A 20,284-nucleotide genomic window follows, 5' to 3' on the forward strand; every position below is an offset into this window, starting at 1 on the left:
ACCGTCAAATGCGATGAGCCGCATATCTCATGTGCAGGTCTCACTCCCCGGCGGCACGAGCTCGCGCGGAGCGTAAGAGAAGATGCGTCTGGCCTCGGGCTGTGGTCACGCTTTCGCTGTCGATCGCGAAGACTTCGAGAACCCGAGACTTCGTCAGCACGGCGTCGGGGTGTCCGTGTGCGCGCAACTGCCCCTCGGCGAGGAGGAGCATGTCGTCCGTGTAGCGGATCGCGAGGTCGAGGTCGTGGAGGGCGCAGAGGACCGTTACCCGAAGGTCTTGCAGGAGCTCCATGAGGGCGAATCTGTGCTGGACGTCGAGGTGGTTCGTGGGCTCGTCCAGCACCAGCAGAGTGGGGTCGTGACGGAGGGCTCGTGCGAGAAGTGCGCGTTGCAGTTGTCCGCCGGAGAGAGCCGCGACTGGTTCGGTCGCGAGTTCGTCGAGTCCGACGCGCGCCAGGGTGCGATTGACCTGGTGCGTGGAGAGTTTCTGAGGGCCCAGAGCGACGAGTTCGGTCACGGTGACGTCGGGAAGGGGCCCCGTGTGTTGCCGGAGAACTCCGATCTTCCGAGCCCTGTCGCGAGCGCGCATCGTGCTGATGTCTTCACCGTCGACCGTGACGGTGCCGGTGAAGGCCGGATGGTATCCGGTAAGGAGGCTCAGGAGAGTTGACTTGCCGCATCCGTTGGGTCCGACGACGGCGACGATCTCACCCGCTGCGATTGTGGCGCTGACGTTGTCGAGCGCGCGCCGTGGTCCGTAGTTCACGGACACGGCGTTGAAAGCCACTTCGGATGGCGTCGTATGCGATGAGCTCATGAGAGGGCCATGGCGCGATTCTTGCGCATGAGGAGGATGAAGATTGGCACGCCGATCGCCGCGGTGAAGATCCCGACTGGAAGCTCTGACGATGCTAGCACGGTGCGCGCGGCGAGGTCCGCCGAGCTGAGCAGGATCGCCCCCAGCAACGCAGACACGGGAATGACGCGCTTGTGCATACCGCCCACGAGGAGACGGGCGATGTGCGGCACGATGAGGCCCACGAAGCCGATAGTCCCCGAGACGGCGACTGCGGCGCCGGTCATCAGGGAAGCGAGAGCGAAGACGAGCACCCGGGAACGCCCCGGATGCACCCCTGACGCGGCCGCTTGAGCGTCTCCGAGGCCGAGGAGGTCAAGGCGCCCGCTAGACATTGCGACGAGAACGATCGCGACGATGATCACGGGGCCGATGACGAGCAGCAGTCGCCATTGGGCGCCTGCCAGACTCCCGAGAAGCCAGAACATCACCTGCTGAGTGGCATCGGAATTCCCGGATCGGATGAGGAGAAAGGACATCACCCCTCCGAGAAGTTGACCGATCGCGACTCCGGACAGCACCAGTCGGCCTGCGGACATCCCCCAGCGTGAGGTCGCTGTGGCCGCGACGATGATTCCGGTCGCAGCGGCACCGACGAAAGAGGCGACCGGGAGCAACAGCACTCCGAAGGTGGCAACACCGACGGAAGTGATGACCAGGACCGCCGCGACCCCGGCTCCGGAAGACAGGCCGAGGACGTAGGGGTCGGCGATGGGGTTGCGGACGAGGACCTGTGCGCACGCTCCGGCGACTGCCAGGGCGGCGCCGACCACTGCGGCCTGCAACACGCGCGGCATGCGTAGTTCCCAGACGATGAAATCCAGGGAGCCAAGCTCGGGTTTTCCCGCCACGCGCCCGGAGATGACCTCGATCACCTCTCCGGGGGCGATCGATACCGCGCCGACACCGACGCTGATCACCATCACTGTCAGAAGCAGGAAGAGGAGCCCGATGAGGATGGCGGTCAGAGGGATGGCGCGCAGGGCCCCGGTTCGGCGTCTGCGCGTCTCCTCAGGAAGCATTCGCGACCGCATCCGCGATGATCTGGACGGCGTCCGCATTCAGCAGGCTCGGTGACAGGAGGATGCGCTGCGGCACCACGACGACGTTCTCGTTCTTGACGGCGTCGGTCTCGGCCAACAGCGGGCTGGCCATGATGGCCGCCTTCAGGTCCTCATCGCTGGAATCCGCGAAACCGGACACCACCACGATCACAGCCGGGTTGGCCTCTGTCACCGCCTCCGCAGACAAGCTTGCGAAGTCCTGGAGCTGGTCACGGGCGATGTTGGTACCGCCGGCCAAGGTGATGATGCCGTTCGCTAAGCTTGATCCGCCGTTGGTGTTGATGCCCGCGCCAGCGTCGGGCACGGAGGACAAGCTGAGCACGGGCACGTCTGCGTCCCGCGAGGCCGCCGTCGCGTCTGAGACCTGAGTACGAATCCGGTCGATCAGCTCCTCGCCACGCTCGGTAACGTCGAATGCATCGGAGAGCGCGCTTATATACCTGTACGTCTCATCGATGTTGTCCACCGGGACATCCTGCACCGCGCCGCAGGCGGACAGGGCGGCAGATCCCGCGGACTCCAGCTGATCGACAGACGCGGTGCCGTCGAAACCGCCGAACTCGTACTGCGAGATTCCCGTGACCAGGTCCGGGTCGGAGGCGATCACTGCCTCAGCTGACCCCTGTCCGTCGTCAAGAACGGGCACTGCGTCGAGTTGAGCGCGGATGTCTCCGGAGAAGTCGGTCTTGAAGTCTGGAGCCGCAGTGCCCACAACCGTGTCGCCGAGTCCGAGTTCGATGAGAAAGGCCGCCGCTCCGGCGTCCATGGTCACAACGCGCTCGGGGACGGATTCGAGTGAGACAACCGCCGGGCATGTGGGGTCGGTAACGACGTCGGCGGCGCCGGTGGGAGAAGCCGAGGAGCCGGCGGAGTGCCCGCTGTGGTCGGAATGGTCCATCGACCCGCCACCGCATCCCGCGAGGGCGGCGATCGTCAGGGTGGCGAGGAAAGCAGAGGGGAGGATGCGTCGCGAAGTCACCCCTTAACTCTACATCATGTAGAGATAACGGCCTCGCCGCGAGCTTCTGGATGCCACGGGTACTCCATCACGCTGCAGATTCGGTGAGCGACGGCGCGGGAGTCGAACCGATCTACGAGGTGCAGGGCCATGTCGATTCCGGCCGACACGCCGGCGCTCGTGACGACATCGCCAGAGTCGACCCATCGTTCGCCCGACGAGATGCGCGCTGACGGGTGGGACTTCTGGAGCTGGCCGCGGGCCATCCAGTGGGTCGTCGCATTGATCCCGTCGAGAAGGCCAGCAGCGCCGAGCACCTGGGCGCCAGTGCACACGGACGCCATCGTTGCTCCCTGTTCAGCGAGGCGCGAGATCCGCCCGACCTGTTCGAGATCCCCCGCGAGGATGTCGGCACCGCGACCACCCGGGACTATAAGAAGATCGATGGGGCGGTCGCCAAGGCTACCGTCGACATCGACGGTGAGCCCCTTCGCGCAACGGACCGACTTGCCGTCCAAACTCACCGCACGCACGTCGACGCGTCGGTCACCAAGCTCCGCCCAGAAGCGGAGCACTTCCCAGGGACCGATTGCATCGAGTTCCTCGGCCCCGTCGAAGAAAAGCACGTCGACTGCGAGGTCGGGCGCGTTCGTAGTCGAACCGAGGAAGCTCATCGCATCAACACGAGCGAGTGCGAATGCGCCGCCGGCGTGTAGTACGCCCTCGACCTCGCCGTCCGTGAGCTCACGGTCGGCGACCACGCTCACCGTGGATACGCCACCCTCGACGAGATCGATGTTCACCTCTTTGACGCCGCGCACAGCAATCAACTGCGCGGTGACCGTCTCGACACAACCGTGACAGGTCAAGCCCGTCACCGGGGAGCTCCATGTGTTCGTGCTCATTTTCAACCTTCCGTTAGCTTCGGATGCGACTGCCGTCTCCCAGCCGCACGCGTTCCCTTTCAATCGGGACTGCCGCATGATCAGGTGACAGTTGTGGTGTCAGGCCGCGAGGCTCACGGCCGGTTTCATGATGGTCTCGTATTCGATGGGGGTCAATCGGCCCAGGCGGGCCTGTCGGCGGCGGCGGTGATAGGTCCGCTCGATCCAGGTGATGATCGCGATCCGGAGCTCGTCTCGGGTCCGCCAGCGCTTGCGGTCCAGGACGTTCTTCTGGAGCAGCGAGAAGAAGGACTCCATCGCGGCGTTGTCCCCGGCGGCACCGACTTGCCCCATCGATCCGATGAGGTGGTGACGGGTCAGGGCGTGCACAAACTTCCGTGATCGGAACTGGGATCCGCGGTCCGAGTGGACGATGCAGCCAGCGGCATCTCGACGCCTGGATATCGGGCTCTTCGCAGTTGACGGTGTAGTCGGGGGTGGGCGGCTGGTTCGTGGATAGACGTCGAGGTCTTCCAAGATGGAAGTTCCTACACTGCTCATCCGCCGGAAGACCTCGACTTGCACCACGCTACCTTCGCCGCGCCCGACCTGACCACGTTCTGCCGTCTCGACGAGCTCGGCCTCGAGGCCGTTGGGCAGCGTCTCGAGCCAGATCGGGCGGTGATCGAGTGCCGCGTCGTCGAGGACGACCCGTGGTGTCGGAAGTGCGGCGCCGAGGGCGCGCCACGGGACACGGTGACGCGCCCGCTGGCGCATGAACCGTTCGGGCACCGGCCGACGACGCTGCTAATCCGGGTGCGCCGCTACCGGTGCGTGTCCTGCCGCCGCACCTGGCGGCAGGACACGTCGAAGGCGGCCGCGCCCCGGGCGAAGATCTCCCGCGGCGGGATCGGGTGGGCACTCACTGCGATCGTGGTCGACCACCTCACCGTCTCGCGCGCCGCCGCCGGTCTCGGGGTGTCGTGGCACACCGCGAACACCGCGATCCTCGCCGAAGGCAAGCGGCGCCTCATCGACGACCCGGCCCGGTTCGACGGGGTCACCACGATCGGCGTCGACGAGCACGTCTGGCGACACACCCGATTCGGCGACAAGTACGTCACCGTGATCATCGACCTCACGCCCGCCCGCGAGAAGACCGGCCCCGCGCGCTTGCTGGACATGATCGAAGGCCGCTCCAAGTCCGTCTTCAAGCAGTGGCTCGCGGGCCGCCCGAAGCAGTGGCGCGACGGGATCGAGGTGGTCGCGATGGACGGGTTCAGCGGGTTCAAGACCGCCGCCGCGGAAGAGCTCCCCGACGCGGTTGCGGTGATGGACCCATTCCATGCCGTCCGTCTCGCTGGCGACGCGCTGGATGCCTGCCGGCGCCGGGTCCAGCAGGACACCACCGGGCACCGCGGGATGAAGGGCGACCCGCTCTACAAGGCCCGCCGCACCCTCCACACCGGCGCGAGCCTGCTCACCGACAAGCAGCGGGCACGCCTGGACGCGGTGTTCGCGAGCGAGGAGCATGTCGAGGTCGAGGCGACCTGGGGCATCTACCAGCGCATCGTCGCCGCCTACCGGGAACCCGACAAGAAGAAGGCCAGGCAGGCCATGCAGGCGGTGATCGCCACGATCACCACCGGGGTTCCCGCGGCGCTCGTGGAGATCCGCAAGCTCGGCCGCACCATGAAGCAACGCGCCGCCGACATCCTCGCGTTCTTCGACCGGCCCGGCACCAGCAACGGCCCGACCGAGGCGATCAACGGCCGCCTCGAACACCTCCGCGGCTCCGCGCTCGGCTTCCGCAACCTCACCCACTACATCGCCAGGTCGCTGCTCGAAGCCGGAGGGTTCAGACCTCACCTACACCCTTGATTCCGAAGAGCCACGAATCCACACGAGACGAGAGCAGACCAGATGAGACGAGATGAGAGGAGACGAAGCCGGACGAGACGAGAGCAGACCAGACGAGGGCCGACCGTCGGCCGACGCGACGGAGCCCGTCGCCCCAGTGGACGACGGGCCCCGTGCAGTTCCGGCGGCTGGATCCGACGCGATCGCTGCGACGCGGACCCCTTCGGGTCACTCGGTGCTCTCGGGATCCTCCTCGTTCCGCGTGTCAGCGTCGGAGCCGGCCTCGAGGTCGGCGTCGGCCTCGTCGGCGTCGGCCTCGTCGACATCAGCATCAGCATCAGCATCAGCATCAGCATCAGCAGGGTGGGTGGCGCGCTTCTTCGCGGAGGTGCTGAAGGCGCCCAGCTGCACGATGCCCTCGGCGTCCTCGCCCTTCAGCGCAAGGGTCCGCAGCTCCTGAGCGCCGACGGCCCGGGACTCGTCACGGCTGACCGCGAACCATCCGTACGGGCTACCCGCGCTGAGGCCCCGCCACATCGCTGTCGCCTGCTCGCCGGACGCATGGGTGAGCTCGTCGATCACCCGGTCGCTCGGGGTGAGGCCGAGGAACGCATCGGTGGTGAAGCCGGTGGTGCGGCCCTGGAACTGGACCGGCAGGCGGAAGTCGTCCTCATGCCCGTTGTACCGGTCCTTCGTGTCGTATTCGGTGGCACCGAACTCGTCCAGGTGCGGCGAGTACGTGTCGACCGAGACCTCTCCACGGTCGAGGTCGAACTGCAGCAGGCGGAAGAATGCCGCCCCGAAACGCAGGCCGGTGTCCTGGTCGTAGCCGCCCGTCTCGGTCAGCCCCAGCTGGTCCGATCCGACCTCGTAGAACTGGTAGTCGGCCAGCAGTTCGACCACGTTGTTCCCGGGATCGCCGACGTCGGTGCGCACTCCGATGCTCACGCCGTGCTCATGGCCGGACAGCACCAGGGCGACGTTCGAGTGCTTCTCGAGCAGCTGCTCGCGGATGATGGCGCCGTCCTGGGAGAACGAGCCGCCGCGGCCGTCCTCCTCGGAGCTGGGCTTGTTGTACGCGTGGGTGAGGAGGATGCCGTTGCGCTCGGAGAACTGGTCGAGCACGTCGCTCGCCCAGGCAGTCTCCTCCTCGGTGACCAGGTAGCCGAGGTTGAGCGCGATGAAGTCCTGGCCGCCGGCGCTGAACAGGGTGTAGCTGTTCTCGTTGTCCCCTGGCTTCCACGGGTGATATTCGGCGCCGGCGTCCTTCCAGGACTGCTGCTCGGCGAGCGCCTCGTACCGCTCGGGCCCGAAGTACTCGTTGTACAGGCTGTCCTGCCCGATGTCGTTGCCGCCGCGGTTGTCGTGGTTACCCGGCAGGACGGAGTGGACCACCCCGGTGTCCTCGAGGATCTCCTGGGTGCGGGAGGCGAATTCGAACTCCTCGGTGGCCTTGGCCCGGTCCTCGTTGTTCGTGTTCCAGTTCTCGATGATGTCGCCGGTGTGGGCCACATAGGCGAGCTTGTGCTCCTCGCCGTGCTCGGCGACCCAGCGGTAGGAGTCCTCGTAGGCGTCTGCCCAGACCTCCCGCTCCTCGGCGCTGGGCCGTTCGGTGGCGCCCTCGGAGAGGTACTGGGTGTCGGTGAGGTGCAGGAGGGAGAAGTCGTAGCTGTCCGGGTCCTCGAAGCCGTCGCGCACCGGCTCGTCGAGATCGTCGGCGAACGGATCGGTGCCCAGCACGAGGGCGTGCACCGTGCCGCTGGTTCCGTGCTCCGCCGCGGCCGGAGCGCTGAGCTCGGTCGCGGCGTCCGAGGAGCCTCGTGCGGCGTCCACCTGCTCGTACGTTCCGGTCTCCTCGTTCAGCAGCAGCAGGCGCACCTCGCGGGCGGGGTCGACCTGACCTCGCCACAGGACGGTCTGTCCGGCCTGCGTGAACGGGATCTCGGTGCGCAGGGCGGGCACCTGCTGGCTGACCGGGCTCTCGAGCTCCTCACGATCGGTGGGGTCCAGCGGGTCCTCGACAGAGGCGGCGTCCTGGAGTTCGACGTCGCCGGGCACGGAGCCGTCGTCGGCGATGTCGGCGGGAGTGATCACGCCCTGTTCGGTGCCCGTCGCAGAGGAGAGGTCGCCCTCGAGGAAGGTGGTGCGCAGATCGTCTCCGGTGGGGCTGTCCGCGGTGGCGGTCAGCTGGGCCGATCGAGCGCCGGGCCGCTGGGAGGCACCGGCACCGACGGGGATCGAGGACGAGGAGAAGGTGATCTCCCCGGTGATCTCCTCGCCGAAGGCGTCCAGACCGGACCACGCCAGGACATGATCGCCGGCGCTCAGCCCGGGGCCCACCTCGTCCCCGAGCGCGATCTCGGCGCCGTCCAGGGTGTAGGTGAGCGGGGCGGCGAGCAGCTCAGGGTTCTCCAGGGTGCCCGCGAGCGTGGTGGGCGAGGTCAGCTCGGAACCCTCGGCAGGGCTCGTCGGGGTGAACGACACCTGCTCGGTCGACCGGTCCGCGAAGCTGCGGGCGTAGCGGGCCGTGACCTCCTGCGCGGTCAGTGCGCGCGAGTAGATGCCGGCATCGGCCACGGACACGGTGCCGTGGAACTGCGGGGACCCGGTGCTGTTGGTGTCCGCACCGAGGAAGAACTGCCGAGCGGCGGCCGTCGGCGGCGTGACCGTCGATCCCTCCGTCGGGGTCTCAGCGACCTTCTCGCCGTTCAGGTGCAGCGCGACGGTCTCGCCGTCCCAGGTCCCGGTCACGTGGTACCAGACTCCCTCGTCGATCTCGGTGCCTGCGGAGTAGTAGGTCCCTTCGATGTTCACGACCATCTTCAGGGTCGAGCCGTAGGCGGTCAGCGAGTAGCCGCCCGCCTCCTTGGCTCCGCAGAAGTTGCCGGTGGACTCGTCGGTGCCGGTGGTGAGGCCGTCGTCGAAGCGGACGGTGCATTCGAGGGTGACGGCGTGGGCGGTGCGCTCGAAGCCGTCGGCGAAGTCGTACCGGGTCGCGCCGGTGCCGTCGTACGAGGCGACCTCGCGGCCGAGCGCAGGGTCCTCGGCGATCGTCGGCTCGGGGCCGAACGGCGCGACGGTGCGATCCGAGGTCTGCTCCTGGAGACCGGAATCGGCGATGTCGACGTCGAGCACGTCGGGTTCGGGCGCCTCGACGGCGGCCGACGGCAGGGCGTCTCGGGCCGTGGGGGCGGCCGGATGCGCGGGGGCGGAGATGGCGAGGGCGGGGAGGGCATGGGCGGCGGAGGTGAGGGTGGGGGTCAGGCCGAGGGCTACGGCCACGGCGAGGGTGAGCGGGGCAGAACGCCAGGAGGTGGCGGACATAGGGGCTCCAGGAGTGAGGAGTGGGCGGGCCGCGCACGACGCTATGGAGCCAGGACCACCGTGGCGTGCCGAGGATGCGAACCTTCGTGGGCGGGCAGATGGCGCGCAGGCGACCCTCCGTACCCAGCCCGTCATCTGCCCGGCACTCCCCCAGAACTTCCACGAATCGTCATCGTGCCCCCGCTGGCGCTCCCCTGGTCGTTCACCGTGCTGTGGTCGCCGCCGCCGCGGCCGTCCCGTCAAGCGGCGACGGCAGCCGCCCCCTGCCACTGCCCCTGCCTCTGCCGGTACTGCCTTCGGAGCCCCCGCGGTGCTACGTTCTGCGCCATGGGCATCAGACGCATGGACCACGTCGGAATCATCGTCGAGGATCTCGACGCGATGGCCCGCTTCTTCACCGCGCTGGGTATGGAGCTCGAAGGGCGCACAGAGGTGAGCGGACGATGGGCCGAGCGCGTCACGGGACTTCCCGGGATGCGCACGGAGATCGCCATGCTCGCCATGCCGGATGGGACGGGCAGGATCGAGCTCTCGCAGTTCGCCACTCCGGCCGCCGTCGGCGTCGAGCGCCCGAAGGACGAGCCCCACGGGCTCGGGTACCGCTCGGTGATGTTCGAGGTCGAGGACGTCGAGGAGTCCGTCGCGCAGCTCCTCCCGCACGGAGCGGAGCTGATCGGCGAGATCGTGGAGTACGAGCAGGCATATCGGCTCTGCTATCTGCGTGGCCCGGAGGGGATCATCGTCGCGCTCGCCGAGCCGCTGGGCTGACTCGCCCGCCGCCCCGCCGCCCCGGTGGGCGCACAGGTCGCCTCAGCGAGTTTCGTGCACCGCCGACCGCTCACGCACCGACGGCCGCATCGCCCTGCCGCTCACGTCCGCGTTCGTCCCACCGGGTGATGAGCCGCAGGAGCAGCCCGCCTAGGAGGAGGCCGCCGAGGAGGTCGCTCATCCAGTGCCAGCCCAGCAGGAACGAGACCACCACCGAGTTCAGGGCGATCAGGGCGACCACCCAGCGCAGGCGGCGCACGAGTCGCGGGGACGCCGCGCTGTAGTGGGCGAGCAGGTAGACGGCCGCACCGAAGATGAGGATCGACTCCGCCGCATGACCGGAGGGGAAGCTGATGCCCTTGGCGCCCATGTCGATCAGGCCGCCTTCGAAGAAACCGGGCTCTCGGGAGTACGTCACGGGCCGGGCGAAGACGACCTTCATCCCGCCGACGCCTGCGAGGAAGGCGAACTCGGCGAGCAGAGCGACCTTGATCGGTCGCCAGGACCTCCGCCTACGGGCGAGGACGATCGCTGTCACGCAGAGCACAGGCAGGCAGATGGCCTGGCTGGCGACACGGTCCAGGACGTTCTGGGCGAACCACAGCAGTTCGGGCTGATAGTTCCGCAGCCAGCGGTGAGCGAGCAGGTAGTCCCAGCGCTCCATCGGGCCCGACGCGATGAGGATGACGAAGATCAGGCCTGCGGCCAGGGCCGGCGCCGAGGTGAGCAGGCCGGTCCAAGTCACGTTCGGGGCGCTGATCCGGCCACGATCGAGAGTGTCATCGATCGAGGGCTCGGGGTGTTCAGAGGCGTCGGAGACCATCGGGTGTTCAGCTTAGTCTCCGACGCCCATGTGTTCAGCGGAGTCGCCGTAAGTCACGGCCGACGGCGGCCCTCAGGGGCCGCCCGTTGCGGGCCGTGTCACGGACCCCTGCCGAGGTCTAGCGGAGCAGCCGCCGCAGCAGCCCGTGCGCGGTGCGGCGGCCGGCGCGCTTGCCGACCGCCTCCGGGCCGCGGCTCACCGCCCTCGCATCCCCGCTCGCTCGTCGGAGTCGCATCAGCCAGTTCAGCATGTCGATCACTCCTTCTCCGTGTCGCTCGCGGAGCGCCCGTGCGGCCGCTCCAGATGCTGGGACCCTACGTGCCCGCAGACTCGCTGGCTACGACCCCGACAGCTCGGTCAGCCCAGTCAGCTCCGTCAGCTCGATCAGCTCGATCAGCTCGATCAGCTCGATCAGCTCGTCGACCGTCACAGCCAGCCCTCCTCCTGCACGGACCGCAGCGCCTCGACGATGATGACCTGTGTGGTGCAGGGGATCTCTACGGTTCTCCTCATCCTGATCCTGGGGCCATCCCTACTGCGGCGACCGCCGCGCCTGCGTACTGTGGCCGACATGAACAACTTCTTTGATTCCCTCCGCGGCCTCGGCTTCCGACGCGGACCGCGGCGACTCGTCGGCGGCATCGCCGGAGGCATCGCCGACAAGCTCGGGCTGAACGTGTGGCTGGTGCGTGCACTCGTCCTGGCCTCCTTCTTGCTTCCGGTGCTGGGCGTCGGCGCATATCTGGCGGTCTGGATCCTCACTCCCTGGCAGGACGGCAGCATCCCGGCGGAGCGTGTCCTCGGGAGCTGACGTACCGGGAGGCCCACAGGTTCAGCGCGCTCGGTCACGCCGAACCGCGCCGGGTCCGAGCGACCCGGCTCCGGTTCGTCTCCCTGCCGTCATCCTGACGCCACCGGCTCGTCACGGGGCTGCCGTTCACTGGAGCGATGGACATCTCCTCGTCGCCGAACCGTCGGGCCGTGCTGAGAGGCGCGGCCGCCGCAGCCCTGGCCACATCACTCCCCACCGGCTCCGCGGTCGCAGCACCGGGCACGCCCTCCGGTCCCGCGGGCTCCCGCCTGACCCTGCCTTCGGGTCTGCAGACCGGGGACGTCACCTCGAGCTCCGCGGTGCTCTGGTCCCGCGCCTCCGGCGAGGGACGCCTCCATGCCGTGCTGCACGCCCTCGATGCGGCCGGCGAGCGCCTCCCCACCGGCGGCCGACGCCGCGCAAGAGGAGCAGGCGCCGACGGGCAGCCGATCTCCCTCCGCGGGCCGTGGGCCACCGCGGACACCGACTTCACGGCGCGGATCAGTGCTGAGGGCCTGCCCGCCGGAACGGCGTTCGAGACCGAACTGTTCTTCGAGGACGAGCACGGCCGACGCAGCGAGGTCGGCGCCGGGCGCTTCCGCACGGCCCCCGGCAAGCGCTCCGACGGCGCGCAGACCTTCGTGTGGACGGCGGACACCGCCGGCCAGGGGTACGGCATCAATCCCGACGTCGGCGGCATGTTCGGCTACGAGACGATGCGCACGCTCGCACCGGACTTCCTCCTCCACGCCGGCGACACGATCTACGCCGACGGCCCTATCGCGGAGACCCTGGAGGAGCCGGACGGCGCCGTGTGGCGCAACGTGGTGACCGAGGAGGTGGCGAAGGTCGCCGAGACCCTGCGGGAGTTCCGCGGCCGCCACAGCTACAACCTCCTGGACGACAACATCCGTGCGATGTACGCCGAGGTGCCGGTCATCGCCACCTGGGACGATCACGAGACCACCAACAACTGGTGGCCCGGCGAGGTGCTCGAGGACGACGCCTACACGATCCGTGACGTGAACACTCTCGCCGCTCGCGGTCGACGCGCCTGGCAGGAGTACCAGCCGATCGCCGACGTGCGCGCCCTGTCGCCCGGCAGCGGCTTCGAGCCGGAGCGCATCTACCGCCTGATCGAGCGCGGTCCCGACCTGGACGTGTTCGTGCTCGACATGCGGACGCACAAGAGCGAGAACACCGACGGCCTCGAGCAGCAGTCGACGTCGATGCTCGGCGAGGAGCAGCTGCAGTGGCTGCTGAAGGGGCTGCGGAGGTCCCAGGCCACCTGGAAGGTGATCCTCGCCGATCTCCCCCTGGGCATCGTGGTCCCCGACGGGGAGGGCCAGGAGTCGATCGCCAACGCCGAGAACGGCGCGCCACTGGGGCGGGAGCTCGAGCTCGCCCGCCTGCTCTCGGGCCTCAAGGCGCAGAAGACTCGGAACGTCGTGTTCCTGACCGGCGACGTCCACTACTGCGCCGCTCACCATTACTCGCCCGACCGGGCCGCCTTCACGGACTTCGACCCGTTCTGGGAGTTCGTGGCCGGTCCGATCAACTCCGGCTCCTTCGGTCCCAACGAGATGGACGGGACGTTCGGGCCCGAGGTGGACTTCCAGAAGGCTGGCCCGGCGATGGGCTCCCCTCGCGACGGCACCGGCCAGTTCTTCGGCCGGGTCGAGATCGCCCCGCAGGGCGAGTCGTTCACCGTGGAGCTGATCGATGCCAACGGCGACGTGCAGTACACCCGGACCCTGACGCCGCAGCGCTGACCTCGCGCCGAGCGGCGCGACGCCCTGGGACGCCAGCGGACCGATCGGCTCCACCGCCCGACGGACCACTCCACACCCCAGCACATACCACTTGGCATCCAGATACCACGTGGTATCGTCCAGTGCATGATGAGCCAGACCCCGCAGACACGAGTCCGCATGTCGCGCGATGAAAGCCGAGAAGTGACGCGCAGCAGGCTGATCGACGCCGCGACCGAACTGTTCGCTCAGCTCGGTGTCTCCGATACGTCGCTCCGCACAGTGGCTGAGCATGCCGGCTACAGCAGGGGTGCAGTCCACAGCAACTTCGCCGACAAGGCGGAACTCGCCGAAGCCGTCGCACTGAACGTCATCTCGAAGATCGGCCCGTCGATCGATGCGGTGCTGGCCAGCTCCGCCGCGAGCAGAAGACGACTCGAGGACTACATTCGCACATACCTGCAGTTCTGCACGGACCAGCCACTCCAGACGAGTGCATTGATCGCAGTGGCGCGCTATCAGAGCCGCTTCGACCTCGACCGCTTCGACTCCCGAGGGAAGGACTCGCTCCGGGGCATCATCGAGCTGTTCGAAGACGGACAACGCCGCGAGGAGATGCGGGCCTTCGACCCATGGCTCATGGCCTACATGCTCCGCTCCACGGTGGATGCCGTCGCGGCGCACCTCACGGCGGGCGCATTGCCGACATCGGCGGACGAGGCGGCCAACGAGATCGTCACGACATTTGACCGAGCCACGAGAACGGATGATCGCTGATGGAACGCACCTATCGGATGACCGTCTGGGGCAGATTCATGGGCCTGACATCGGACCAGCGCACGCGGTTGCTGGCTGAACAGGGCAACCACGGAATGTTCAGTGCGCGCTTCAGCCCGGAGGGCACATTCCTGTACGGCCCGGAGCTCGTCGGATATCAGTTCCGGTATGAAGTCGTCGTCGACGAACCGAACCCGGTCGATGCAGAGCTCCTCGCCAGGCTCCAGGTGGAGGACAGCGCAGCCACCGATCTGGAGAACCGTGGATACCAAGGGCGAATCGTCGACACCACTGCCGTTTGCGTCGACGACATGCGCTTCAGGAAAGGGCACTCATACTGATGACAGAACCGCCGGAGCACGATCACGAGAATCCCTCGGGCGCACGCAGGTCGAGGGGGTTCGAGAGCACGATGCTGCTCACGGACGCACAGGCCGCCATCGCTTCGGCCATGGACGCCAAGCTGTCCCGAATCGGCATCACCATCGATGACCTTCGGGCGCTCACAGCAATCGGCTCCGTGGGCATCGATCGTGCGGTACTCGCGAACCGTTTGCGCTCACCCCGATCGCAGACAATTCGAAGAGTCCGTCCCCTGGAGAAGCTCGGATGGGTTCAGTGCACGGAGGAGGGTCACTTCCAGCTGACCCACAGCGGAAGATCGCTCGTCGACGACGCAATCAGTCTCACCGACGACGCCGCGGAGAAATGGCTTCTCGAACGTCTGCCGCCTGAACAGATCGCACAGCTGCGCACGCTCCTCATCCCTGTGGCCGAGCCCTTGTGACCACCTCGGACCCCAGGACGCGTTGCAGATGAGGCTGTCGGTCACAGGCCGGCCTTCAGCAGCTGCTCCCAGCGCGGAGGCATCGGCGCTGTGACCACGAGATCCGTGCCGTCGGCGCGGGGGATGACGAGCTTCTCGGCATGCAGGTGGAGCCCGCTTCCGCCGAGTCTCGCCACCTGATGGTTGAAGCGACGGTCCCCGTAGCGGTCGTCGCCCGCGATGGGGTGCCCCGCGTGCTGCAGGTGGACGCGGATCTGATGCTTCCGCCCGGTCAGCAGGCGGACGCCCACGAGGGTGGCTCGATCTCTGATGCGCTGCTTCACGCAGACACGGGTCTCGGCGCGCTGACCATCTGCATCGGCGACGACACGGGCGTCCTCGCGCCGCAGCGGTGCGTCCAGGACCTCGATGTCGGACGGCCAGCTCCCGGCGACGACGGCCAGGTAGTGGCGCTCGATCTCGTCCTCCCGCTCGCGCAGGAGCGTGTGGAGATACCGCAGCGCCGACGGGCTCTTCGCCATGGCGAGCACGCCCGACGTATCGCGGTCCAATCGGTGGCCGAGCTCCAGCGCGGGCAGTCCGGGTCGGAGCTGACGGAACGCTTCGATCACCCCGGCAGAGACGTCGGTGCCCCGATGGACCGCCACACCGGCCGGCTTGTCGATGATCAGGAGGTCCTGGTCCTCGTGGAGAACGGTGCCCCGGAGCTGGTCGATCAGCGATGCCGGGACTGCGCCGCGCGGCACGGCGGCGTCGTCGATCCGCAGCGCCGGGACATCGATGACATCGCCCGTCTGCAGGCGGTACCCCTGCTGCTCTTTGCGCCCGTTGACGCGCAGTCTTCCCTGGCGCAGGAGCTTGAACACCAATCCCGCCGGGACGCCCTTGAGGCGCGAACGCAAGAACTTGTCCAACCGTCGGCCGGCGTGCTCGCTGTCGACGGTGATCGTGCGGGCCTGCTCGCTCCGTCCGGCGCCTCCCTGCCCGGTGGCTTCTTCCTGCGCCACGGCAGCTCCAGGCTGTGCGGGCCGCACGTCGACCCCGTCCTGACGTCCCCGCACCGGACGCCCCTCTGCCTCAGACACCCTCACTCCACCTCATACCCCTGCCCCGACGTGGGGCCGCAGTGCCGACGACTCCGACGGCACCGTAGCCCACATTCCCGCACCTCGGCGCGGCGCCAGCCGACGATGCAGGTGCCGGCCGACGATGCGGGCGATGGCGCCGGCCGACGATGCAGGTGCCGGCCGACGATGCGGGCGATGGCGCGAACCGCTCTGCGCTGCCCTCGCAGGCGGAGAGTGGCTTCCCGGGTCAGTCCACCTGGGTGGCGGGCAACTCGTGCCAGGCGAGCTGCACCTCGCCGGGCGTCGCCCGCAGCGCTGCCGTGAGGTCGTCCGCTGCACTCTCGAGGGAGTCGAACCCGTCCTCGCCGGCCGAGGTCAGGAGTATCTTCCAGGCGCCGCCAGCGGCCGGCGGCGTGGACTCCACGGTGAATCCACCCTGGTAGTAGAGGCTGACGCCGTCGGGCACATCGGCGTCCGGGTTGTGCGTGAGGGGCTTCAGGAAACTCTGCACCGCGCGAGTCGCAGCCGGGCCGGTGACGGACGCCAGGACCTGCACGGACGTCGACACACCGTACGGCCAGTCCTCGCGCCATTCGTCGGTCGGCTGGAACGAGGGGACGACGGATTCATCGCACATATGAAGACCTCCCTGAGCGCTGCCAGGACGCAGGCCTGGCGTTCAGGACAGTGTCTACACGGTGAACCTGAACTGCACCAGCTTCTGTCGCGACGAGCCATCCGCGTCCTCCCCGGTCGGCACCGCCGCACATCGATGCCCCCATGCACAGATGAGCTAGGCTCTGCACAACTTCTCAGACAAGTAGCGCGGTGGAGGGTTCATGGCACAGGTGACACGCGTCCCGCTCGCAGAGCAAGCGGCAGACCTGCTCCTCGACCGGATTCGGGAGGGCGAGTGGCCGCTGGGATCGAAGCTTCCCGGAGAGAGCACGCTCGGCCCGCAGCTCGGAGTCGGCAGATCGACCGTGCGCGAAGCCATCCGCCGCCTCGCAGGACAGGGGGTGCTGTCCACCCGGCAAGGAGCCGGCGTCTTCGTCGATGCGCTCGACATCGTCGAGGACTGGGGCGTTGCGCTGCGCAAGGCAGACATCAACTCGGTGATCGAGGCCCGCATCGCGGTCGAAGTCGAAGCCGCCGCTCTCGCCGCCGAGCGACGCTCCCCCGTCGAGCTGCGCGCGATCAGGCATGCCGCAGCTGAGCGTGACAGTCAGCGAACTGAGATTGACGCGCACGTCGACGCTGACATCGCGTTCCATCGAGCTGTCGTGACGGCATCGCACAATCCGCTCATCGTCGACCTGTTCGACAGCTTCACCCCGCGCAGCAGGCAAGCCATGATCGAGCTGCTGCGCCTGCGGGGCACGTTGGGGAGCGACGTCGATCAGCACGCACACACCGCCATCCTCGAGGCGATCGCCGACCACGACGGTCAGACAGCATCAGCGCTGGCGAGAACGCACTTGCTCACGCTGAAGATGGAGTAGGACACGACCACAGGGGCCGGCGCCGGCCGACGAGGCGACCGGGCCCAGGCGGGTTCGCCGTCCCTTCGCATGCAGCCGGGTTCCGGCCCACGCTCCCGTCGCAGGTGCGGAGGATCGACCCGGCGCCCGGACAGCTTCTCCGGTAGGTAGACTGGTCTGCCTACTGCGGAGGTGCACAGGTATGGGGACTGCGAAAGAGCGGCTGCTTGCTGCCGCGGCACGGCTCTTCTACGCCGATGGAGTGCACGCCACGGGGATCGATACGATCACTGCCGAGGCCGGGGTCGCACGGAAGAGTCTCTACAACAACTTCTCCTCCAAGGCGGATCTCGTCAGTACCTTCATCGATGCCCGCCATGAGGAGTGGGTCGGTCTGTACCGTGCCCGCGCTTCCGCCGCCTCTACGGACAGCGGCCGGGTGCTGGCCGTGTTCGACGCCTATATCGACCACGCGAACGACGCCTATGCCAAGGGGTTCCGCGGATGCGGTCTTCTGAACGCAGCATCGGAGTTCCCCGCCGGCGACCCGGCCCGTGATTCTGTGCGCATTCACAAAGAACAGGTGGAGCGACTCCTCGCTCAGGGGCTGACAGCCCTCACGGACAACGCACGAGCGCGCGAGCTGGCGGAGCATTTCAGCTATCTCGTCGAAGGGTCGGTCACCCGTGCGGGTCTGGAGGGCACACCCGAGCGACTGGAGCGGGCCCGCGACTTCGCGGCGCAGATGCTGGATGACCTGTGAGCCGCGGCTCGCTCCCCGGGATCCTCGCAGTCCTCACCGCCGCGTTCCTCTGGGGCACCACGGGGACCGCCGCCACGTTCGCGCCGGACGTCGGCCCCCTGCCAATAGGTGCCGCCGCGCTCGGCGTCGGCGGCCTCCTGCAAGCCGCCATCGCCGTCCCGCCCCTGCGACGAGAGAGCTCCGCCCTCATCTCGCGGCGTGGAACGGTGATGGCCGGCGCAGCCGGCGTCGCCATCTACCCGCTGGCGTTCTACAGCTCGATGCACTTGGCCGGCGTCGCCGTCGGCACAGTCGTCTCACTCGGCTCCGCCCCGATCGTGTCAGGCATCCTGGAACGCGTCGTCGAACGTCGCAGACTCAGCGGCTGGTGGATGCTCGCCGCAACTCTGGGCATCGCGGGAAGCGCGGTGCTGAGCGGGGCGAAGATGCACGATGCACCTGGTGAGGCGCTCCCCACGATCGCGGGTGTCGGGCTCGGCCTGGTCGCTGGAGGCACCTATGCCGTGTATTCATGGAGCGCCCACTGCCTCATCAACCGAGGTATCGGCCGAGCGGCGGCGATGGGGGCAGTCTTCGGCCTGGGCGGAGCGGCCTTGATGCCCGTGCTCCTGATCTCCGGCGCGCCCCTCCTCGCCGACGCCCAGTCGTTCACGGTCAGTGCCTACATGGCGCTGATCCCCATGTTCCTCGGCTACGTACTCTTCGGCTACGGCCTCACGCACCTCACCGCGAGCACCGCAACAACGCTCACCCTTGCGGAGCCCGCCGTGGCCGCGGTCCTCGCCGTGGTGATCGTCGGAGAACGCCTCCCCTCCTCGCATGGGCTGGAATAGCGGGGATCTGCACCTCGCTGCTCGTGCTGTCCTTCGCCCCCGCGACACGCGCGGACAAGATCCAGAATCACCCCCTTCCACGATGCAGCAACACCGTGGAACTGGCCGCACAGAGTTCCCGTGAGCGATGAGCACAGAGTCCTCGCGAGCGACGCGTCGTGGCCACAACGGGCCAAGTGACCCTCCGCAGACGTCAGAGCGAAATCTCGGACTGCACCGAGCACCGGCACGGACCGACCGTTCGACGGTCACCACGCGCGACCTCGCAGGTCGACTTCGCCGTTCGGCCCGGGAGGGTTACGGGGCTCGGACAGGCTCACAGTTACGGGACTCGGACAGGTTCACGGAAGCCATGAACCCGTAGTGCAACTTCTACACGTTGCGCTCAAGCAGGCAGTGAACGTGGCGTCCAGACGTCAAAGCGGAACTCCGCTACACCTTGAACTGGAACTCCACCGCTTTCGCGCACGTAGGGCTATCTGCTTGAATCCGCGAGGTCAGGCCAACGCACCCGTCGATATGCAGATCCCGCCGACGACGAACGCGGTTCGGCGATCGTAGTCAGCGCGAGGCGGCCGGCCGCCGTACTTGAGTGCCAGGGCATTGTCTCGGGCGAGCGCCTGGAAATCAGCAGCCGTGAAATCGTGAACCAGGACGCCTGCGGCATGCCCTTGAGCGACGAGGCTGTCGTGGAAAGCCGTCCCGGCATGACACAGAGCGAGCAGAGGCTCGGAGTCTCGGTACTCCTGCAGCAGGACGTCATTGACCGCGGGGAGTCGATACTGCAGGTCCCGGAGTGCACCGATGTAGGAGCAGATCCGCTCTCGGACCTCGACGACGGACCGCGCATCCTCGATGACAGTCCGCAGCTCCCCCGCGACGACGTCGTCGAGGACAGCATCGATCAGCCCGACCCTCCCGCCGAGCCGATTGAAGATGGTCGCCTTGCTCACATTGGCGACCGCGGCGACCTCCTCGAGCGGTGCAGAGAACCCCTGCTCCCGGAAAACCTGCACCGCCGCATGCCGGATCCGATCGACGTTTCGGCGGGCATCCGCCCGCAGAGCTGGCGCACTTCGAGAGTCGGCCATGACGCATACTCCTCCCGGATCGACGACTAACTTGATCCTAGCAGTCAAGTTAGTGCAGGATGGACCGCAGGAAGTTGACCACGAGAGTCAACTTCAAGTTCGCCGCTCGCCCGGCGCTCGAGCAAAGCTGCACGCCGGGTCACCGCTGCACGAAAGGACGTTCAGATGATTGTTGTGACCGGAGCTACAGGCGCCCTCAATGGGGCTACGGTCGACCACCTCCTCAAGCGGATACCGCCACACCAGATCGGTGTCAGCGTTCGCGACCCCGCGCGTGCGGCACACCTGGCCGATCGAGGGGTCCGGGTACGGCAAGCGAACTATGACAACCCCGCGGCCCTGCGCCACTCCTTCGCTGACGCCGAGGTCAAGTCCCTGGAAGTGGT

The 20,284-nt window shown here is 67.7% G+C and carries 21 protein-coding genes and 1 pseudogene; 11 read left to right on the top strand and 11 right to left on the bottom strand.

The genetic code is table 11. The features are described from left to right. Positions 1 to 40 precede the first annotated feature (40 nt). The 5 genes and pseudogenes from CIK71_RS16945 to CIK71_RS16965 all read right to left on the bottom strand — a co-directional run. Complete coding sequence (locus tag CIK71_RS16945) at positions 41 to 817, bottom strand: ABC transporter ATP-binding protein (protein WP_013350323.1); 777 nt, start codon at positions 815 to 817, stop codon at positions 41 to 43. Continuing rightward, positions 814 to 1,878 carry a FecCD family ABC transporter permease gene (locus CIK71_RS16950; protein ID WP_069600538.1) on the bottom strand — a complete coding sequence of 355 codons (1,065 nt, stop codon included), beginning with the start codon at positions 1,876 to 1,878 and terminating at the stop codon, positions 814 to 816. The genes CIK71_RS16945 and CIK71_RS16950 overlap by 4 nt, the downstream gene beginning before the upstream one ends. Further along, positions 1,868 to 2,899 carry an ABC transporter substrate-binding protein gene (locus tag CIK71_RS16955; protein WP_069600539.1) on the bottom strand — a complete coding sequence of 344 codons (1,032 nt, stop codon included), beginning with the start codon at positions 2,897 to 2,899 and terminating at the stop codon, positions 1,868 to 1,870. Before CIK71_RS16955 ends, CIK71_RS16950 begins: the two co-directional genes overlap by 11 nt. Positions 2,900 to 2,913: 14 nt before the next feature. Further along, positions 2,914 to 3,783 carry a DJ-1/PfpI family protein gene (locus tag CIK71_RS16960; RefSeq protein ID WP_226833574.1) on the bottom strand — a complete coding sequence of 290 codons (870 nt, stop codon included), beginning with the start codon at positions 3,781 to 3,783 and terminating at the stop codon, positions 2,914 to 2,916. 99 nt (positions 3,784 to 3,882) lie between these two features. Continuing rightward, positions 3,883 to 4,200, bottom strand: a pseudogene (locus tag CIK71_RS16965) (integrase core domain-containing protein); the annotation flags it as partial. 141 nt (positions 4,201 to 4,341) lie between these two features. On the opposite strand from CIK71_RS16965, the gene CIK71_RS16970 reads away from it, so the two are divergent. Next, a complete protein-coding gene (locus CIK71_RS16970) occupies positions 4,342 to 5,643 on the top strand; it encodes an ISL3-like element ISAar42 family transposase (RefSeq protein WP_069600542.1) in 1,302 nt (433 codons plus the stop codon). Between the two features lie 207 nt (positions 5,644 to 5,850). Here CIK71_RS16970 and CIK71_RS16975 read toward each other — a convergent pair whose 3' ends face one another. Beyond that, positions 5,851 to 8,946 carry a laminin G domain-containing metallophosphoesterase family protein gene (locus CIK71_RS16975; RefSeq protein ID WP_176485690.1) on the bottom strand — a complete coding sequence of 1,032 codons (3,096 nt, stop codon included), beginning with the start codon at positions 8,944 to 8,946 and terminating at the stop codon, positions 5,851 to 5,853. A gap of 327 nt (positions 8,947 to 9,273) precedes the next feature. Here CIK71_RS16975 and CIK71_RS16980 point away from each other — a divergent pair, with 327 nt between their 5' ends. Then, positions 9,274 to 9,714: a VOC family protein gene (locus CIK71_RS16980; protein WP_096166857.1), complete on the top strand. Its 441-nt coding sequence runs from the start codon at positions 9,274 to 9,276 to the stop codon at positions 9,712 to 9,714. Positions 9,715 to 9,784: 70 nt separating this feature from the next. Here CIK71_RS16980 and CIK71_RS16985 read toward each other — a convergent pair whose 3' ends face one another. Together CIK71_RS16985 and CIK71_RS18210 are read right to left on the bottom strand one after the other, a co-directional pair. Continuing rightward, complete coding sequence (locus tag CIK71_RS16985; RefSeq protein WP_096166858.1) at positions 9,785 to 10,537, bottom strand: phosphatase PAP2 family protein; 753 nt, start codon at positions 10,535 to 10,537, stop codon at positions 9,785 to 9,787. 118 nt (positions 10,538 to 10,655) lie between these two features. Further along, positions 10,656 to 10,787 carry a hypothetical protein gene (locus tag CIK71_RS18210; protein ID WP_255411060.1) on the bottom strand — a complete coding sequence of 44 codons (132 nt, stop codon included), beginning with the start codon at positions 10,785 to 10,787 and terminating at the stop codon, positions 10,656 to 10,658. Positions 10,788 to 11,108: 321 nt separating this feature from the next. Here CIK71_RS18210 and CIK71_RS16990 point away from each other — a divergent pair, with 321 nt between their 5' ends. From CIK71_RS16990 to CIK71_RS17010, 5 genes are all read left to right on the top strand, one after another. Further along, positions 11,109 to 11,348, top strand: coding sequence for a PspC domain-containing protein (locus CIK71_RS16990; protein ID WP_096166859.1), 240 nt, complete (start codon positions 11,109 to 11,111; stop codon positions 11,346 to 11,348). A gap of 137 nt (positions 11,349 to 11,485) precedes the next feature. Beyond that, the gene (locus CIK71_RS16995; protein WP_096166860.1) at positions 11,486 to 13,120 is read left to right on the top strand and encodes an alkaline phosphatase D family protein; all 1,635 of its coding nucleotides are present in this window, start codon (positions 11,486 to 11,488) and stop codon (positions 13,118 to 13,120) included. 126 nt (positions 13,121 to 13,246) lie between these two features. Further along, the gene (locus CIK71_RS17000; protein WP_096166861.1) at positions 13,247 to 13,876 is read left to right on the top strand and encodes a TetR/AcrR family transcriptional regulator; all 630 of its coding nucleotides are present in this window, start codon (positions 13,247 to 13,249) and stop codon (positions 13,874 to 13,876) included. After that, a complete protein-coding gene (locus CIK71_RS17005) occupies positions 13,876 to 14,217 on the top strand; it encodes a DUF6204 family protein (protein ID WP_096166862.1) in 342 nt (113 codons plus the stop codon). Before CIK71_RS17000 ends, CIK71_RS17005 begins: the two co-directional genes overlap by 1 nt. A 71-nt stretch (positions 14,218 to 14,288) precedes the next feature. Beyond that, positions 14,289 to 14,663: a hypothetical protein gene (locus CIK71_RS17010; protein WP_141393748.1), complete on the top strand. Its 375-nt coding sequence runs from the start codon at positions 14,289 to 14,291 to the stop codon at positions 14,661 to 14,663. A 41-nt stretch (positions 14,664 to 14,704) separates the two neighbouring features. On the opposite strand, the gene CIK71_RS17015 is transcribed toward CIK71_RS17010, so the two are convergent. Together CIK71_RS17015 and CIK71_RS17020 are read right to left on the bottom strand one after the other, a co-directional pair. Then, positions 14,705 to 15,670, bottom strand: a complete 966-nt coding sequence (locus tag CIK71_RS17015) for an RluA family pseudouridine synthase (RefSeq protein WP_096166864.1) — start codon at positions 15,668 to 15,670, stop codon at positions 14,705 to 14,707. A 307-nt stretch (positions 15,671 to 15,977) separates the two neighbouring features. Further along, entirely contained in the window at positions 15,978 to 16,367 is a 390-nt protein-coding gene (locus tag CIK71_RS17020) for a hypothetical protein (protein WP_096166865.1), read from the bottom strand. Between the two features lie 202 nt (positions 16,368 to 16,569). On the opposite strand from CIK71_RS17020, the gene CIK71_RS17025 reads away from it, so the two are divergent. The 3 genes from CIK71_RS17025 to CIK71_RS17035 all read left to right on the top strand — a co-directional run bounded on the left by CIK71_RS17025 (position 16,570) and on the right by CIK71_RS17035 (position 18,807). Beyond that, positions 16,570 to 17,232, top strand: coding sequence for a FadR/GntR family transcriptional regulator (locus CIK71_RS17025; RefSeq protein WP_096166866.1), 663 nt, complete (start codon positions 16,570 to 16,572; stop codon positions 17,230 to 17,232). A 181-nt stretch (positions 17,233 to 17,413) separates the two neighbouring features. Next, entirely contained in the window at positions 17,414 to 17,974 is a 561-nt protein-coding gene (locus CIK71_RS17030; RefSeq protein WP_096166867.1) for a TetR/AcrR family transcriptional regulator, read from the top strand. Next, the gene (locus tag CIK71_RS17035) at positions 17,971 to 18,807 is read left to right on the top strand and encodes a DMT family transporter (protein WP_338022894.1); all 837 of its coding nucleotides are present in this window, start codon (positions 17,971 to 17,973) and stop codon (positions 18,805 to 18,807) included. Before CIK71_RS17030 ends, CIK71_RS17035 begins: the two co-directional genes overlap by 4 nt. 497 nt (positions 18,808 to 19,304) lie before the next feature. Here the strand turns inward: CIK71_RS17035 and CIK71_RS17040 are convergent, their stop codons facing one another. Then, on the bottom strand, positions 19,305 to 19,898 hold the full coding sequence (locus tag CIK71_RS17040) for a TetR/AcrR family transcriptional regulator (protein WP_096166868.1): 594 nt from the start codon (positions 19,896 to 19,898) through the stop codon (positions 19,305 to 19,307). Positions 19,899 to 20,063: 165 nt separating this feature from the next. Here CIK71_RS17040 and CIK71_RS17045 point away from each other — a divergent pair. Then, positions 20,064 to 20,284 (top strand): SDR family oxidoreductase (locus tag CIK71_RS17045; protein ID WP_176485691.1); only part of this gene is annotated, 221 nt, incomplete at its 3' end.

This window comes from Brachybacterium alimentarium, from assembly GCF_002332425.1.
GTDB lineage: Bacteria > Actinomycetota > Actinomycetes > Actinomycetales > Dermabacteraceae > Brachybacterium > Brachybacterium alimentarium.

Bases quoted from the DNA above. Each gene is read 5' to 3' on its own strand.
- CIK71_RS17020 (WP_096166865.1), bottom strand. From the start codon at position 16,367: ATGTGCGATGAATCCGTCGTCCCCTCGTTCCAGCCGACCGACGAATGG.
- CIK71_RS16995 (WP_096166860.1), top strand. From the start codon at position 11,486: ATGGACATCTCCTCGTCGCCGAACCGTCGGGCCGTGCTGAGAGGCGCG.
- CIK71_RS16945 (WP_013350323.1), bottom strand. From the start codon at position 817: ATGAGCTCATCGCATACGACGCCATCCGAAGTGGCTTTCAACGCCGTG.
- CIK71_RS16985 (WP_096166858.1), bottom strand. From the start codon at position 10,537: ATGGTCTCCGACGCCTCTGAACACCCCGAGCCCTCGATCGATGACACT.
- CIK71_RS16990 (WP_096166859.1), top strand. From the start codon at position 11,109: ATGAACAACTTCTTTGATTCCCTCCGCGGCCTCGGCTTCCGACGCGGA.
- CIK71_RS17025 (WP_096166866.1), top strand. From the start codon at position 16,570: ATGGCACAGGTGACACGCGTCCCGCTCGCAGAGCAAGCGGCAGACCTG.
- CIK71_RS16960 (WP_226833574.1), bottom strand. From the start codon at position 3,783: ATGAGCACGAACACATGGAGCTCCCCGGTGACGGGCTTGACCTGTCAC.
- CIK71_RS16980 (WP_096166857.1), top strand. From the start codon at position 9,274: ATGGGCATCAGACGCATGGACCACGTCGGAATCATCGTCGAGGATCTC.
- CIK71_RS17040 (WP_096166868.1), bottom strand. From the start codon at position 19,898: ATGGCCGACTCTCGAAGTGCGCCAGCTCTGCGGGCGGATGCCCGCCGA.
- CIK71_RS16950 (WP_069600538.1), bottom strand. From the start codon at position 1,878: ATGCTTCCTGAGGAGACGCGCAGACGCCGAACCGGGGCCCTGCGCGCC.
- CIK71_RS17000 (WP_096166861.1), top strand. From the start codon at position 13,247: ATGATGAGCCAGACCCCGCAGACACGAGTCCGCATGTCGCGCGATGAA.
- CIK71_RS17030 (WP_096166867.1), top strand. From the start codon at position 17,414: ATGGGGACTGCGAAAGAGCGGCTGCTTGCTGCCGCGGCACGGCTCTTC.
- CIK71_RS16975 (WP_176485690.1), bottom strand. From the start codon at position 8,946: ATGTCCGCCACCTCCTGGCGTTCTGCCCCGCTCACCCTCGCCGTGGCC.
- CIK71_RS17005 (WP_096166862.1), top strand. From the start codon at position 13,876: ATGGAACGCACCTATCGGATGACCGTCTGGGGCAGATTCATGGGCCTG.
- CIK71_RS18210 (WP_255411060.1), bottom strand. From the start codon at position 10,787: ATGCTGAACTGGCTGATGCGACTCCGACGAGCGAGCGGGGATGCGAGG.
- CIK71_RS17010 (WP_141393748.1), top strand. From the start codon at position 14,289: ATGCTGCTCACGGACGCACAGGCCGCCATCGCTTCGGCCATGGACGCC.